Source organism: Pollutimonas thiosulfatoxidans, from assembly GCF_004022565.1.
Lineage (GTDB): Bacteria > Pseudomonadota > Gammaproteobacteria > Burkholderiales > Burkholderiaceae_B > Pusillimonas_D > Pusillimonas_D thiosulfatoxidans.
On sequence record NZ_CP022987.1, the window covers coordinates 1,303,171 to 1,318,224 of the forward strand.

Annotated in this window: 17 protein-coding genes; 12 read left to right on the plus strand and 5 right to left on the minus strand. The window is 60.1% G+C overall.

The genetic code is table 11. The features are described 5' to 3' along the window. Nucleotides 1-23 precede the first annotated feature (23 nt). The 6 genes from xth to CKA81_RS06295 all read left to right on the plus strand — a co-directional run bounded on the left by xth (nt 24) and on the right by CKA81_RS06295 (nt 5,046). Nucleotides 24-815 carry an exodeoxyribonuclease III gene (gene xth / locus CKA81_RS06270; protein ID WP_128354532.1) on the plus strand — a complete coding sequence of 264 codons (792 nt, stop codon included), beginning with the start codon at nt 24-26 and terminating at the stop codon, nt 813-815. A gap of 79 nt (nt 816-894) precedes the next feature. Beyond that, nucleotides 895-1,542: a class I SAM-dependent methyltransferase gene (locus tag CKA81_RS06275; protein WP_394342548.1), complete on the plus strand. Its 648-nt coding sequence runs from the start codon at nt 895-897 to the stop codon at nt 1,540-1,542. Continuing rightward, entirely contained in the window at nt 1,523-1,864 is a 342-nt protein-coding gene (locus CKA81_RS06280) for a hypothetical protein (RefSeq protein WP_228255809.1), read from the plus strand. Before CKA81_RS06275 ends, CKA81_RS06280 begins: the two co-directional genes overlap by 20 nt. Nucleotides 1,865-1,882: 18 nt before the next feature. Continuing rightward, on the plus strand, nt 1,883-2,521 hold the full coding sequence (gmk, locus tag CKA81_RS06285; RefSeq protein ID WP_128354534.1) for a guanylate kinase: 639 nt from the start codon (nt 1,883-1,885) through the stop codon (nt 2,519-2,521). Between the two features lie 30 nt (nt 2,522-2,551). Beyond that, nucleotides 2,552-2,755, plus strand: a complete 204-nt coding sequence (gene rpoZ, locus CKA81_RS06290) for a DNA-directed RNA polymerase subunit omega (RefSeq protein WP_128354535.1) — start codon at nt 2,552-2,554, stop codon at nt 2,753-2,755. 14 nt (nt 2,756-2,769) lie between these two features. Next, nucleotides 2,770-5,046 (plus strand): RelA/SpoT family protein, encoded by a 2,277-nt coding sequence (locus CKA81_RS06295; RefSeq protein WP_128354536.1) that lies wholly within the window; start codon nt 2,770-2,772, stop codon nt 5,044-5,046. Here CKA81_RS06295 and CKA81_RS06300 read toward each other — a convergent pair. From CKA81_RS06300 to CKA81_RS06310, 3 genes are read right to left on the minus strand one after another with little or no spacing between them, the layout of a single operon-like run. Next, complete coding sequence (locus tag CKA81_RS06300) at nt 5,036-5,389, minus strand: AzlD domain-containing protein (RefSeq protein WP_164878357.1); 354 nt, start codon at nt 5,387-5,389, stop codon at nt 5,036-5,038. The genes CKA81_RS06295 and CKA81_RS06300 overlap by 11 nt on opposite strands. Further along, nucleotides 5,386-6,063: an AzlC family ABC transporter permease gene (locus tag CKA81_RS06305; RefSeq protein WP_128354538.1), complete on the minus strand. Its 678-nt coding sequence runs from the start codon at nt 6,061-6,063 to the stop codon at nt 5,386-5,388. Before CKA81_RS06305 ends, CKA81_RS06300 begins: the two co-directional genes overlap by 4 nt. A 9-nt stretch (nt 6,064-6,072) precedes the next feature. Further along, nucleotides 6,073-6,843, minus strand: a complete 771-nt coding sequence (locus tag CKA81_RS06310; RefSeq protein ID WP_128356627.1) for a peptidoglycan DD-metalloendopeptidase family protein — start codon at nt 6,841-6,843, stop codon at nt 6,073-6,075. Between the two features lie 291 nt (nt 6,844-7,134). On the opposite strand from CKA81_RS06310, the gene CKA81_RS06315 reads away from it, so the two are divergent. The 3 genes from CKA81_RS06315 to CKA81_RS06325 are packed head-to-tail and all read left to right on the plus strand — an operon-like array spanning nt 7,135 to nt 9,915. Beyond that, the gene (locus CKA81_RS06315) at nt 7,135-8,112 is read left to right on the plus strand and encodes a TRAP transporter substrate-binding protein (RefSeq protein ID WP_128354539.1); all 978 of its coding nucleotides are present in this window, start codon (nt 7,135-7,137) and stop codon (nt 8,110-8,112) included. A gap of 2 nt (nt 8,113-8,114) precedes the next feature. Further along, nucleotides 8,115-8,621 carry a TRAP transporter small permease gene (locus CKA81_RS06320; RefSeq protein WP_128354540.1) on the plus strand — a complete coding sequence of 169 codons (507 nt, stop codon included), beginning with the start codon at nt 8,115-8,117 and terminating at the stop codon, nt 8,619-8,621. After that, a complete protein-coding gene (locus CKA81_RS06325) occupies nt 8,614-9,915 on the plus strand; it encodes a TRAP transporter large permease (protein ID WP_128354541.1) in 1,302 nt (433 codons plus the stop codon). Before CKA81_RS06320 ends, CKA81_RS06325 begins: the two co-directional genes overlap by 8 nt. A gap of 51 nt (nt 9,916-9,966) precedes the next feature. On the opposite strand, the gene CKA81_RS06330 is transcribed toward CKA81_RS06325, so the two are convergent. Continuing rightward, nucleotides 9,967-10,635 (minus strand): ABC transporter ATP-binding protein, encoded by a 669-nt coding sequence (locus CKA81_RS06330; RefSeq protein ID WP_128354542.1) that lies wholly within the window; start codon nt 10,633-10,635, stop codon nt 9,967-9,969. Here CKA81_RS06330 and CKA81_RS06335 point away from each other — a divergent pair. Next, on the plus strand, nt 10,634-11,275 hold the full coding sequence (locus CKA81_RS06335; protein ID WP_128354543.1) for an arylesterase: 642 nt from the start codon (nt 10,634-10,636) through the stop codon (nt 11,273-11,275). The genes CKA81_RS06330 and CKA81_RS06335 overlap by 2 nt on opposite strands. Nucleotides 11,276-11,279: 4 nt before the next feature. Here CKA81_RS06335 and CKA81_RS06340 read toward each other — a convergent pair whose 3' ends face one another. Then, on the minus strand, nt 11,280-13,241 hold the full coding sequence (locus tag CKA81_RS06340) for a SurA N-terminal domain-containing protein (protein WP_128354544.1): 1,962 nt from the start codon (nt 13,239-13,241) through the stop codon (nt 11,280-11,282). A 163-nt stretch (nt 13,242-13,404) separates the two neighbouring features. Here CKA81_RS06340 and ugpQ point away from each other — a divergent pair, with 163 nt between their 5' ends. After that, nucleotides 13,405-14,163 (plus strand): glycerophosphodiester phosphodiesterase, encoded by a 759-nt coding sequence (gene ugpQ / locus CKA81_RS06345; protein WP_128354545.1) that lies wholly within the window; start codon nt 13,405-13,407, stop codon nt 14,161-14,163. Between the two features lie 24 nt (nt 14,164-14,187). Then, entirely contained in the window at nt 14,188-15,042 is an 855-nt protein-coding gene (locus tag CKA81_RS06350; RefSeq protein ID WP_128354546.1) for a 23S rRNA (adenine(2030)-N(6))-methyltransferase RlmJ, read from the plus strand. Nucleotides 15,043-15,054: the final 12 nt, after the last annotated feature.

Below are 15,054 nucleotides of genomic sequence, written 5' to 3' on the forward strand. Positions count from 1 at the left end.
AACTTACATAGGATGAACTAAGCGTGAAGCTAGCCACCTGGAACATCAATTCTCTAAAAGTACGACTGCCGCAAGTGCTGGACTGGCTCCAGGCGCACCCCGTGGATGCCCTGTGCTTGCAAGAGCTCAAGCTTCCCGACGACAAATTCCCATTGGAAGCGTTCACCGAGATCGGCTACACGGCGCAGTGGGCTGGCCAGAAGACCTACAACGGCGTCGCCATCGTGGCCCGTCAGGAATGCCTGGAAGTGCAGCGCAACATTCCTGACTTCGACGACCATCAGCAACGTATCATTGCCAGCACCCTGGCCTCGCCCATTGGCGACATACGCATCATCAGTGCGTACTGCCCCAACGGCCAGGCCGTCGGTAGCGACAAATACGAGTACAAATTGCGCTGGTACGCGGCGCTACGCGACTGGTTGCAGGGCGAGCTGCAGCGCTATCCACGGCTGGCGATACTGGGCGACTACAACGTCGCGCCCAAGGACGAAGACGTGCACGACCCAGCGAAGTGGGTTGGCGATGTGCTGGTGTCGGAACCCGAGCGGGCTGCCTTCAATGCGGTGCTGGATCTCGGCTTGACCGACGCCTTCCGGCAATTCGAACAACCCGAGAAGTCCTTCTCGTGGTGGGATTACCGCCGCATGGCCTTCCGGCGCAACGCGGGCCTGCGCATCGATCATGTCCTGCTGTCCGACGCCTTGCGCGACTATTGTGTTTCCTGCGTGATCGACAAGACGCCTCGCGCCAACGAACAACCGTCTGATCACACGCCCGTCGTTGCGACCCTGGTACTGCCCCAGGCGTCTTGAAGCGGGCTTACAATTGGACATTCACCGTGCTGGTTCTGCTGTTAACGTAACGCAAACTTCACCGGGACAGTAAAGCATGATGCACAGGGTTCTGAGGCTTGGACGCACCAGGCAGGTATCAGACTATCTAAGAAAAATCGTACCAGGCGTTTTCCTTCAAGAACTCTGCAGCCGCCCTGGCGCCATAGGCGCCATCTGCCCCAGCTCGCCGTTTCTTGCTCGCCAGATGGCACGCCAAATCGATCCGGGCGCCGATGGCCTGGTCATCGAGTTGGGGGCCGGCACGGGGGCCATTACGCAGGCGCTGCTTCGGCGCGGCATCGCACCGCAGCGCCTCCTGGTGGTCGAGCATTGCCCCGCTTTTGTCGCCCGTTTGCGCAAGCGCTATCCGCAACTGAATATCGTGCACGGCAATGCCGCCGACCTTGGTCAGTTTGTTCCACAAGGCCAGCGCGTGGACGCCATCGTCTCTAGCCTGCCCCTGTGTTCGCTGCCCGAGCCCCTGGCGCAGGCCATACTGCAACAATGGCAGCACCTGCTGCACGATCATGGCATTGCTGTGCAGTTCACGTACAATTTGCGTCGACCCAAATGGCGGAACTTCACTGCAGCACGGCAGACAGCCTCGCGCATCGTCTGGGCCAATCTGCCGCCGGCCAGCGTTGGCACGTATTCATTCAAGACAGAAAAATTAGCCGCACCCCTACATGAGCATGCAACCCCATAGTGAAGTCATTGCCAGTCTAGCGACCGGCCTGGTCCTGGCCGTTACCATCGAAGATCTGGAGTTCACTGCTTACATTGCCGTCAGCGAACCCGACATCAACCTCGTGGCCGACCTGGTGCCAGCCGAACGGTTTGAGCAGGGAGGCGATCTGCACGTCACCGCCGTAAGCCAGCCCGGCGAGGCGCGCCAGCAGATCGAAGACATGGCCTTCAATATGAATCCGGGCGACGCCGCGGTCTTTTTATGCGCCGATCCTGCCACTTACCGTCGAGTCCTGGGCGAACTGGGTCAGGACGACATCCGGGCGGACCGGCTTAATTAAGTTTGTTACTATTTCACAATGACGTCGTCTTCCTCCGGCAATATATTCATGGTCGTAGCCCCTAGCGGGGCCGGTAAATCCAGCCTGGTGAATGCCTTGCTGGCCGAAGACCCATCGATGGTTCTGTCGATCTCCTGCACCACCCGTCCCCCACGCCCCGGCGAAGAGGCCAACAAGCACTACCGTTTCGTGACGCCAGAGCAATTTGGGGATCTGCGCACGCAGAACGCGCTGCTGGAATGGGCGGAAGTCCATGGCAACTTCTACGGCACGCCTCGTGATCGCATCGACGAAGCTCTGGAAAAGGGACTGGACGTCTTGCTGGAAATCGATTGGCAAGGCGCCCGCCAGGTTCGCGAACACTTTCCGCAAGCCATAGGCATTTTCATTTTGCCGCCGTCCATCGAAGCGCTCGAATCACGACTGACGCAACGCGGGCAAGATGCGCCACCGGTCATATCGCGTCGTTTATTGGCCGCAGGGAGCGAAATGTCGCATGCCTCAGAATGTCAATATGTTATTATTAATCAAGAATTTAGCACCGCTCTGTTGCAGCTAGGCCAAATTATTGCGGCCGCGCGCTTGCGCTATGGCGTGCAGGCTGTGCGGCACGCCGAACTTTTTTCGCAATTGGGCATCAGCAAAACTGTCGCCTGACACCTCTTTCACCCGCTATATAGGTTAACAATGGCCCGCATCACCGTAGAAGACTGCCTCGACAAGATTCCAAATCGCTTTAACCTTACCCTGGCCGCCACGTATCGTGCGCGCGAATTGGCCCAGGGCCACGAGCCGCGGCTGGAAAGCAAAAACAAGCCCACCGTCACAGCGCTGCGCGAAATCGCCGCAGGTGTCACCGGTCTGGAAATGCTGCGCAAAGTACCGACCTGATCTAAGGGGCGGTCATGGCGTTCTCTGGCTTGCGTGGTGCGTCATCGGGGCTGCTGGCCGTCCTGAAAAAAGGCCCGCGCCTGCGTCGCAACAAAAACGCAAAGCCTGCCGCGCCGCGCCCAGGTACGCCCGAAAACAGCGGCCCCAACACCATCGCGTCGTTGGCGCCGCTTACCAAGATCATCAGTCACTACCTTAGCCCGAAAGATGTAGAACGGGTCAAGGAAGCCTACCGCTTTTCCGACCAGGCCCATCTGGGCCAGTTCCGGGCAAGCGGCGAGCCTTATATATCGCATCCCATCACCGTTACCGAGATCTGCGCCGGCTGGAAGCTGGACGCCGACTCGCTAATGGCCGCCCTGCTGCACGATGTCATCGAAGACCAGGGCGTCACCAAGCAAGAGCTCGCCGAAAAATTCGGCCCCGACGTCGCAGAGATCGTTGATGGCTTGTCCAAGTTGGACCGGCTGGAATTCGCCACCAAGGCAGAGCAACAAGCCGAGAGCTTTCGCAAAATGCTGCTTGCCATGGCGCGCGACGTGCGGGTCATACTTATCAAGCTGGCCGACAGGCTGCACAATATGCGCACGCTTGATGCCGTAACCCCCGAAAAACGCCGTCGCATCGCCCGGGAAACGCTTGAGATCTATACCCCGATTGCGCATCGCCTGGGCCTGAACGCCTTGTTCCGCGAGCTGCAAGACCTGTGCTTTCAGGCTATCCATCCAAATCGCTATCAAGTGTTGCATAAAGCGATGATGGCAGCCCGGGGCAACCGACGTGAAGTGCTCAGCAAGATCACCGATGCCGTCCAGGTGGCCTTGCCGGCAGCCGGCATCGAAGCTGAGGTCAGCGGACGCGAAAAATCGCTATACAGCATCTATACCAAGATGGCCGAGCAAAAGAAATCGTTCTCGGACGTCCTGGACATCTACGGCTTTCGCGTCATTGTGCATACGCTGCCCGAATGCTATTTGGCCCTGGGCACCTTGCATCAGTTATACCGGCCCGTGCCGGGCAAGTTCAAAGATTACATCGCCATTCCCAAGCTGAACGGCTATCAGTCGCTGCACACCACACTGGTCGGGCCTTACGGGACGCCGGTCGAATTTCAGTTCCGCACGCGCGACATGGATCACATCGCCGAAGAAGGCGTGGCCTCGCACTGGCTGTACAAAGAAGACAACGTCACGCTGAACGACCTGCAGAAGCGCACCCACCAGTGGCTGCAATCCTTGCTGGACATCCAAAGCCAAACGGGCGATTCGGGCGAGTTCCTCGAGCACGTCAAGGTAGACCTCTTTCCCGATGCGGTCTATGTGTTTACGCCCCAAGGCAAAATCATTTCCTTGCCGCGCGGTGCAACGCCGGTGGACTTCGCCTATACCATCCACACCGACATCGGCAACCAGGCGGTGGCGTCCAAAATCAACGGCGAGTTCGCCCCGTTGCGCACCGAGCTGAAAAGCGGCGACTCTATCGAGATCATTACCTCTCCGGCTTCGCGGCCCAGCGCGCAATGGCTCAATTACGTGCGTACCGGTCGGGCACGCTCCGAGATTCGCCATTACCTGCGCACTGTCAAATACGAAGAGTCCGTCGCCTTCGGGCAGCGCCTGCTGAACCAGGCCTTCGACCAACTGCACCTGCCGCATCCCGCCGAAGACGACCCCGAATGGGAAAAACTCGCCAAGAGCTCCGGCGCGGCCTCGCGCGAAGAAATCCTGGCCGACATCGGACTGGGCAAACGTCTGGCGGCTGTCGTCGCGCGCCGCTTTGCCCCGGAAAACGCCCTGTTGGCCACTACCGCCGCCGCGGTCGACGAATTCACTTCCAGCGTCAACGCTCCCATACTGATACACGGCAACGAAGGACAGGCGGTGCAACTGGCACCCTGCTGCGGTCCCTTGCCCGGCGACGCCATCATCGGCGGCATTCGCCTGGGCCACGGCCTGGTGGTGCACATGGACGAATGCGCCGTGGCCCAACGCCAGCGGGCACGCGAGCCCGAGCGCTGGATACCGGTCATGTGGGACACCAACACCGCGCGCCACCTGTCCACCCGTCTGGACGTCACGGTCGTTAACGAACGCGGCGTGCTGGGCAGGCTGGCGGCCGAAGTCACAGAAGCCGACTCCAACATCATGCACCTGACCATGCAAGACGATGCGGCTGCAACCGGCGTACTGCACATTACGGTGCAGGTCGACAGCCGCAAGCATCTGGCGCAGGTCATACGCGCCATGCGGCATGTACCTCAGGTACAGAAAATCGTCCGCGTCAAGGGCTGACAGCCATCAGCACCCACACCGCTGCGCCATAAGCCAGCACGCCGGCCAAGGTGGCCCACGCGATCGAACCCAGCACGCGCTTCCCTGCCGCCACACCCAGCAAGCCGACAAGCAGCGGCACGATGCTGTGCGGCGACGGATCCGGTGCGACCATGCTCCAGAACGAGGCCACCAGCAAGGCGACGATGGCCGCAGGCCCGACCGCATCCAGCGCCCTGCGCAGGGTACCGTGGCCTCGGGCCTTATGTGCCGCCCTGTCTTGCCAGAGCATGGGCAGGTAGCGAATCAGGAACGTCCCGGCCGCGCTGAGCGCAATTATCCACACTAGCGTGGTGGTGCTCATTTGCGCACCGCCCATAAGGCACCCGCCAACATCCCCGTGATGATGGCGGCGTACGCTGGAAGGAGCAGCAGTGTAAGCAGCGCGGCTATCGCCGCGGCAGCCAGCACGCCGCGCGACACCAGGTGACGAATCTCGAGCAACAAGGCGAAGAACAAGGCGGGAAGAACAAAGCCCAAGGTTTGGGCAAGCACCTCGGACTCTTGTATCCAGCCCTGCCCGAACCAGGCCCCTATCGCCGTGCCGCCTACCCAGGAGCTGTAAGCGCCCAGTTGCAGCCCCACATACCAGCGTTCGCGCTCATTCTCCGGCTGTTGTTCCAGTTTGCTGATGGAGGTGGCGAACACTTCGTCGGTCAATCCGGCTGCCAATACAAAGGCCGGCATGCGGCGGGTGCGCTGGCCCATCCGGGCCAGTAGTGCGGGACCGTAAAAAAGGTGGCGTAAATTCATCAGCAACAATATGCCAACCACGCCTATGGGCGAGGTGCCCGCCGCGACCAGCGTCACCAGTATGAATTGGCTGGCCCCGGCGTAAATGAAGACTGATGCCATGACCGCCATCAGCGGCGTGAAGTCGGCATGGACGGCGGCCAGCCCAAAAGAGATGGCCACCGGCACATAACCCACCGCGATCGACAGGCTGTCGGCCAGGCCCCGTGCCACAGGAGTACGCATGGCGGCCCGCTATGGCTCGAAGGCGTGGATGAAAATCGCCGGGTCGACGCGTGCGTTGTTCAGGCTGACGTTCCAGTGCAAATGCGGCCCGGTGGCACGCCCGGTGGCGCCCACTTTGCCGATCACCTGGCCACGACTGACTTGCTGGCCCTCTTGCACATTGAACTCGGACAGATGGCAGTACATGGTGACCAGGCCCTGCCCATGATCTATGAATATCGTCTTGCCATTGAAGAAATAGTCGGCCACGATGGTCACGATGCCATCGGAGGGCGCCTTGATCGGTGTGCCGGCCGGCACGGCGAAGTCCAGGCCCGAATGCGGGTTGCGTTCTTCGCCGTTGAAGAAGCGCCGCAGACCAAAGCGACTGGACAAACGGCCTTCCACCGGCTTGTCCAGCACAACGGTCGTCGGCCCCTCTTCGCGGAAGCGGCTATATGCAGCGATCTGCGCCTTGTATTCGCGCTCAAATCGCTGCAGTTGTTTGGGATCCGGGTCTACATGGCGCTGGTTCTTCAGCTTGATGTGCTGCGATTCGTAATTTTTGGTGCCGACCTGGAAAGCCAGCTTCGCTGGGCCGTCTGGGCCTTGTACGCGCAGGTGTTGGGTTCCTGCAGGGGTCTTCAGATCTATGCCCACGACAGCCACCCATTGGCCATCGCTATCTTTCACGACCATGGCCCTGTCGGCCCCGAAATAGGCCTGCGGCGGCACGGCGGCGTTGCCCAGTGCGATCACTGCGACCCCGCCCGGAACGGGCTTGTGCAAGGCCCGCGCCATGTAGCCCTGGGCTGCGGCGATGGCCAGAGAAGGTAAGAAAACTGCCAGAGTCACTATGGCGCGCAAGATCGTCACACTTACTATCCTTGATGTCTAAGGGAAGGATTAAAGCGCAGATTGTCAGCTGGGCGCAAACCCGCGGCGGCCAACACTAGGAATAACCCCTAAATTGCCGACAGGCCAGCGGCGCTCCAGCATTCGCACACTACAATCTAGCCGCTCAACACCACCCACCTACCAAGGATGGGGTCTGGCAAGACCTGGCCCCATCGATTAAAAGGGATGTCTCCGATGAAAAAGACGCCAGCCTTGCTTGCCGCGATAAGCGCCGCAGCCTTTGCCGTGAACGCACACGCCGTTACCAAGTGGGATCTTCCCAGCGCCTATCCGGCCTCCAACCTGCACACCCAAACGCTTGAACAGTTCGTCAAGGACGTCAAGACGCTGTCGGGTGGCGAGCTCGACATTACCCTGCACAGCAATGCCTCGCTGTACAAGGCGCCCGAGATCAAACGCGCCGTCCAGGGTAATCAGGCGCAAATCGGCGAAATCCTGTTGACCAACTATGCCAATGAAGACCCGATCTATGCGCTGGATGGCCTGCCCTTCCTGGCAACCGGCTACGAGGCCTCCTGGAAGCTTTATCAAGCCCAGAAAGAGCTGCTGAACAAGAAACTCGAAGCGCAAGGCATGACGCTGCTGTATACCGTTGCCTGGCCGCCTCAAGGTATTTTTGCCAACAAGGACATCAAGACAGTCGACGACCTCAAGGGCGTCAAATGGCGCGCCTATAGCCCGGTTACCGCCCGCATCGCTGAACTGGTCGGCGCACAGCCCGTTACCATCCAGCAATCCGAACTGGCACAAGCCATGGCCACCGGCGTCGTCGATGCTTTCATGACCTCGGGCTCCACGGGTTGGGACACCAAGACCTACGAGTACATCAAGAAGTTCTACGATACGCAGGCCTGGCTGCCCAAGAACGCCGTCATCATGAACAAGAAGGCTTTTGACAGCCTGGACGAGAAAAGCAAGAAAGCGGTGTTGCAGGCCGGCGCGGATGCTGAGAAACGCGGCTGGGCGCTGTCCGAAGAAAAGACTCAGTGGTATCTGGACAACCTGGCCAAGAACGGTATGGAAATCGTCAAGCCCAGCGCCGAGCTCATGAGCGGTCTGGACAAGGTGGGCGACACCATGCTGACCGAATGGATAGAGCGTTCGGGATCCGACGGTAAGCAAGTCATTGACGCTTACCGAGCCGCCAAGTAAGCATGCGGCGATTTCTTGATAAGCTGTATTTGGTATCCGGCGGCCTGGCCGCCGTTTTCACTGTAGGTGTGCTGATAGCGGTAACGATGTCTATCGTCACGCGTCAGTTGGGCGTGCATATCGGCGGTCTGGACGCCTATGCGGGTTACTCCATGGCTGCGGCCGGCTTCCTGGCGCTGGCGCACACCTTCAAGAGCAGCGAACACATACGCGTCAGCCTGGTGCTTGCCGCCCTGCCCGACAAGGGCCGCATGCGGCTGGACATCTTCGCCTTGCTGGTGGGCTGCCTGATCACGGCTACGTTGTGCTGGTTCAGCATAAAACTGGCAATGGACTCTTACACTTACAACGACGTTTCCACCGGCAACGACGCCACGCCGTTGTGGATACCGCAAATTGCCATGGCGGTGGGTACGGTTATTTTCTTTATCGCGGTGGTGGACGAAACGATACGACGCATCAAAGGGATACCAGAAGCCGGACACGGCGAAGAAGCACGCTATGAATGAAGCACTGGTTATCACGCTGTTGATCGTTTCAATTTTCGGTTTCCTGGCGTCGGGGGTATGGGTGGGCCTGACGCTGGCCGGTACGGCATGGCTGGGCATGGAGCTGTTTTCCAGCCGCCCAGCCGGCGACGCCATGGCCATCACCATATGGGGCGCCTCGTCCAGTTGGACGCTTACCGCGCTGCCCTTGTTCCTATGGATGGGGGAGATTCTATTTCGATCGCGGCTGTCGCAGGATCTGTTCCGGGGACTTGCTCCGTGGCTTAACTGGCTTCCGGGCCGCTTACTGCACACCAACGTGGTGGGCTGCGCCATCTTTGCCGCCGTGTCGGGGTCGTCTGCGGCGACCTGCGCGACCATAGGCAAGATGACCATTCCTGAATTAACGCGTCGCGGCTATCCGGAAGACAAAATCATCGGCACGCTGGCCGGCGCAGGCACCCTGGGCCTGCTGATTCCGCCGTCCATCATCATGATCGTGTACGGGGTGGCCGCCAACGTATCCATCTCGAAGCTGTTCATCGCCGGAATTTTTCCGGGCATGTTGCTGGCCGGTTTGTTCATGGGTTATATCGCGATTTGGGCAATGATGAATCCTCATCAGGTCCCCAAGGCGGACGATCGCATGAGCTTCGCCCAGAAGATCCATCAATCGCGCCACTTGATCCCCGTCGTGGTGCTGATCGCCGTGGTGCTGGGAACCATCTATACCGGCTTTGCTACCGCTACAGAGGCCGCCGCAGTGGGCGTTATCGGTGCGCTGATCCTGTCCGTGATGCAAGGATCTCTTAGCTGGGCGGTCTTCAAAGAATCGCTGATGGGAGCAACGCGGCTCTATTGCATGATTGCCCTGATTCTGGCTGGCGCGCAGTTCCTGACCTTATCCATGGGCTATATCGGTTTGCCCCGCGCACTGGCCGAATGGATAGTGTCCATGGAGCTGTCACAGCTTTCGCTCATCCTGGCGCTGATGGTTTTCTTCGTCATCCTGGGCTGCTTCCTGGACGGGATCTCCATCGTCGTGCTGACCATGGGGGTGCTGTTGCCCACCGTCGAAGCGGCCGGCATCGACTTGATCTGGTTTGGCATTTTCCTGGTGTTCGTCATCGAGATGGCGCAAATCACCCCGCCCATTGGCTTCAATCTTTTCGTGTTGGCGGGCATGACCCGGAAAGAACTCCCTTATCTGGCCAAGGTGTCGTTGCCGATGTTCCTGCTGATGATCGCGGGCGTCATGATCATCTATATGGCACCCGAGATCGCCACCTGGCTGCCAAGCAATATGAAGATGTAAACGGATGGGATCATCAACGATGGGGTCAGGTCTCGCAAGATCTGGCCCCATTTACATTGCGCGCCCTGCCTGCAGGCGAATCTCGTGCTGGCACAGGGCCGCCAGTTGCGGGTCGTGGGTGACCAGCACCAGCGTCGTTTGATGCTCGCGATGCAGTTCGAACATCAGCTCTATGATCTTTTGGCCGTTGCCCGTGTCCAGACTGCCGGTGGGCTCGTCGGCAAACAACACACTGGGGCGAACCACGAAGGCACGTGCCAGCGAGACGCGTTGCTGCTCGCCGCCCGACAGCGTCTTGGGGTAGTGGTGCAGACGGTCCTGCAGGCCCACCCGAACCAACATGTCGGTGGCAAGATCCCGGGCCTGTCGTCCCGATAACTCCAGTGGCAGCATGACGTTCTCGAGCGCCGTCAGGTTGGGCAGCAGTTGGAAGGACTGAAATACGAAACCAACATGGGCGGAGCGGATAGCCGCCCTGGCCTCTTCGTCCAACGAGAACAAGTCGTGCCCGAATAGATGCACACTGCCCGAACTGGGCACATCCAGGCCGGCCATCAGCCCCAGCAGTGTCGATTTGCCGGAACCGGAACTGCCGGTGATGGCGACGGCCTGGCCTGTAGCAACCGTGAAACTGACATTGTCTAAAATGGTCAGAACACCGGAGGAGTCGACCGCCCTCTGGCAAAGCTCTCTAACCTCAATCGATTGGGTATTATTCATGCGCATACACTGGCGTTCTCTTATTATGGCGGTTTTGTGCTGGGTGTCGCTGGGAACAGCATGGGCTGCCTCGGCCGACGCGAAGAACAATGCTGGGCATACGATACTGGTTGTTGGTGATAGCCTGTCGGCAGAATACGGGATAGCGCGCGGGTCCGGCTGGGTCGCCCTGACGGCACAGCGCCTGAAGTCGGACCACCAAGATTACCAGATACGCAATGCCAGCATCAGTGGGGACACGACCAGCGGCGGTCTCGCACGGCTACCGGTTGCCTTGCAAACGCATATGCCGGCCATCGTGATCATCGAATTGGGCAGCAACGATGCCTTGCGGGGTCTATCTCTGGACATGACAGAACAAAACCTTGAAACGATGATTACGCTGTCGCAGCAAGGCGGAGCAAAGGTCTTGCTGGTCGGCATGCAGATCCCGCCCAACTATGGCAAGCAGTACGCCGACCGCTTTCGAGACATGTACGTGGCCCTGGCTCAGCGCACGGGTGTGGCGCTCGTGCCGTTTCTGCTTGAGGGCATGGCCACCGACCCCGCCATGTTCCTGTCGGACGGCATCCATCCCAATGAAGATGCCCAGGCGCTGCTTGCAAAGAATGTATGGCAGCACCTGGCCCCGCTACTGTAGCCGTTTAACTTTCGTCGGCTGCACCCGAAAGTGCATCCTGCGCTTCGGGCAGCAATTGCACCTTGGCCTGCTCGCGCATGGCATCCAGCACGGCTGATTCTTCCGCCCTGCCCCAGGCCTGGTTCAGCTCAGCGCCCAGGCTAGCGAGCATGGGGTTGTCGCCGCCGCCTGCTTCGGCGCCTTCGACACGAATCAGGACATAGCCGCGCGGGCCTTCTATGCCGGCGTACTGCGGCAAGGCATCGGTAGGCACGTCGAATGCCGCATCCGACACCGCTTTGGCGATGCCTTGCGGATCGATGCGGCTGATCGTCAGCGCCGAGCCGAATTCTTCAGGGACGTTGGCCGGATCGGCTTTCAGCGTGGCGAGCATTTCCTGTCCCGCTTTCTCTGCCGCCTCGAGGGCGCGCTGAGCGGTCAGGACCTCGCGGATATGGGGCTCGACCCGCGCCAGTTCGGGCACATGAGCGGGCGTAATGGTGTCGACGCGCGCGACCACGATGGTGTCAGGCGAGATCTCGATCACACCGGTATTTTGCTTCTCGTTGAATACCTGTGGCGCGAACAAGGCGCGTCGCACACGGACGTCGTCCAGCACGGCAGCGTCTTCACTGGCCGAAGCCGCATTGGCGGGGACCTCGTCTGACGACAGCAAACGATCACGCGCAACGCCGGCTGCGGAGCGCAGCTGCAGGCCCAGCGCATCGGCGGCGGGCTGCAGACTGGTGGGATTGTCGTAGACCAGGCCCGTAAGCTGGCTGGCCATGTCGGCGTAGCGGTCGGCGCCCAATTGACGACGGACCTCGCTTTCGACCTTGGCGCGTGCTTCTTCGAAGGATTCGCCCTGCTCTGCCTGAATCTCGTTGACCTGGAATATATGGAAACCGCCCGGTCCGTCGATAGCGTCGGAGACCTCGCCTTCAGACAGCGCGAAGACCGCAGCTTCCAGCGTAGCGGGCCAGGAACCCTTGGTTATCCAGCCCAGCTTGCCGCCGTCCTTGGCCGTACCCGCATCTTCGGATTCGGCGCTGGCAAGCTGTGCGAAAGCCGTTGGCTCGGCCTTGGCCTTCGCTGCCAGGGCCTGGGCCTTCTTGGCGGCTTCTTCGCGCTGCTGTTCAGTAGCGCCCACCGGCACATTGACCTGGATATGGCTGACGTTTACACGGGCAGGCTGCACATAGCGCGCTTTGTTCTGCTCGTAGTATTTTCTAAGGTCTTCTTCAGAGGGCTGGACCACATTGGCCATGGCCACTGCTTCGTTAAGCAGCAGATACTGCACACTGATCTGTTCCGGCAGTTGCAGGCTTTGCTGATTTGCCTCGTACCAAGCCTTGATGTCGGCGTCGGTGATGGTGACATCATCCAGATAGTCGGTGGTCGGAAAGGCCAGCAAGCGGACAGTGCGCTGTGCGGTAAGCGCCTGCTCGAGCTCGTTGATCACCGTGGCCGGAACGCTGGCCGTCGTGGCGATGGGGCCCAACACACGATCCAGCGCCAGCTCGGCGCGCTGGCTTTGCTCGAACTCGCGCGTACTCAGGCCGGCCGATGCCAGCACTTCGTTATAGCGCTCCGGCGAAAAATGACCATTGACCTGCAATTGCGGCATGGATGCGATACGTTGGCGCAACACGGTGTCCGACACGCTGAAGCGCTGCCGCGTTGCGGTGTCTATGATGACTCGGCGGTCGATCAGGGAATCGAGCAAGGCCGTGCGGGCCTGCGGATTATCCAATATGGCGGGATCGAAGCCGCCCTGGCTGTTTTGCTGCATCTGTTGCAACTGATTGCGACGCGCCTGATCGAACTCAAGCTGCGTAATGGCCGAGTCGCCGATCTTTACGATCTCGTGGTCACCGGAAACGTAATTGCTATAGCCGCTGACGCCGATCAGCGCGAACGATGGCAATATCAGAACCAGCAATAAAAATTGCATCAAACGTTGATGCGTACGTATGAAATCGAACATTAATCACCCAATGACGCGCAGCCCGGTACCGGCTGAGGCGACGGTTACGTCGAAAAAATTTTATGCAGTTTACCACCACAGCCGCTCTGGGCAGTAGGGTAAGGTCATGGCTTGGCTATAAAATGAACGCCAGCTTTCCTCCTGATTTTCTTCGGATTTTTTCATGTCAAGCACTGCAGGCCGCTGGCCCTACCCCTCGCTGATCGCCCACCGTGGCGCTGGCCTCTACGCGCCCGAAAACACCCTGGCCGCCGTACGACTGGGCGCGGCACAGGGATTTCGCATGATGGAGTACGACGTCAAGCTGACGCGCGACGGCGTGGCGGTGCTGCTGCACGACGACACGGTGGACCGTACGGCCAACGGACGAGGCCGCGCGGCAGACTTGTCACTGGCCGAGCTGGCATGGCTGGACTTCGGAGCCTGGCATTCGGCGCCCTATGCCGGCGAACCCATCGCCACCTTGCACAGCATCGCCGCCTATACCTTGGCCAATGACATTTGCAGCAATATAGAGATCAAACCCACGACAGGCCAGGAAGACGCCACCGGCGAGCAAGTCGCTTTGCTGGCCAAGGCGCTGTGGGCCTCGGCGGCCACGCCGCCGCTGCTGTCGTCTTTTTCCGAAGCTGCGCTGCGAGCCGCCATGATGGCGGCGCCCGAATTGCCGCGGGCCTTGCTTATTGCGAAAGATATCCCCGCCGATTGGCGCGAACGTGCTGCCGACCTCCAATGCATGGGCCTGAACCTGAACCACCGCTACACCACCAAGCCCATGGTCGATGCCATGCTGGAGGCCGGTTATAGCGTGGCCGTCTGGACGGTAAACGACCCATCGCGCGCGCGCGAGTTGCTAAACTGGGGCTGCCACGCCATTGTGACCGACGAGATTCACGCCGTGTCGCCCATGTTTTTTTCCTGACTTCCGCCATCCAAGGATTATTGCTTGTTCAGCTATCGACACGCCTTTCACGCCGGCAATCACGCCGACGTCCTCAAGCACGCCGTCCTGGTTCAGATCCTGGATCACTTCAACAAGAAAGAAAACCCCTATTGGGTTATCGACACGCATGCGGGTGCCGGCATTTACGATCTGCGCAGTGAGTGGGCGTTGCAGAATGGCGAGTTCGCCGACGGCCTGGATCGGGTACTGGGTGCGCCCGGCATGCCGCCTCTGGTCGAACGCTACCTGGAGGAGGTTCAGCATTTCAACCCGGATAACCTTGCCAATTTCTATCCTGGATCGCCCTGGCTGGCGCTACACGCCTTGCGAGCGCAAGACAAACTTCGCTTGTTCGAGATGCACCCATCCGAAGCGGCAATACTGCGCGAGAACATCGAACGCCAGGGTCGGCTGGCACAACGCCAGACCACCGTCTACGAAGCGGACGGCTTCGACGGCCTGAAAAGCCAATTGCCGCCGACCCCACGCCGGGCCATCACCATCATCGACCCTTCTTACGAAGACAAGCACGACTACCGCCGCACGCTGGCCGCCGTCAATGAGGGCCTGAGGCGCTTTGTGACCGGCACATTTGTCGTTTGGTATCCGTTGGTCCAGCGGCGCGAGGCGCAAGAACTGGTGCGCTCGCTGGAGCGCCTGCAAAACCCCTGGGTGAACGCCTCGCTAACCGTGCGCAAGCCCACAGGCGACGGATTCGGCCTGCACGGCAGCGGCATGTTTGTGATCAATCCACCCTGGACTTTGCACGCCGAACTGGCGCGCGCCATGCCTTGGCTGCGCGACAAGCTCAAGCAGGATGATCGCGCCGACTTCAGCCTGAAGCAACACGGCAAGTAAAGCGCCCCGGCC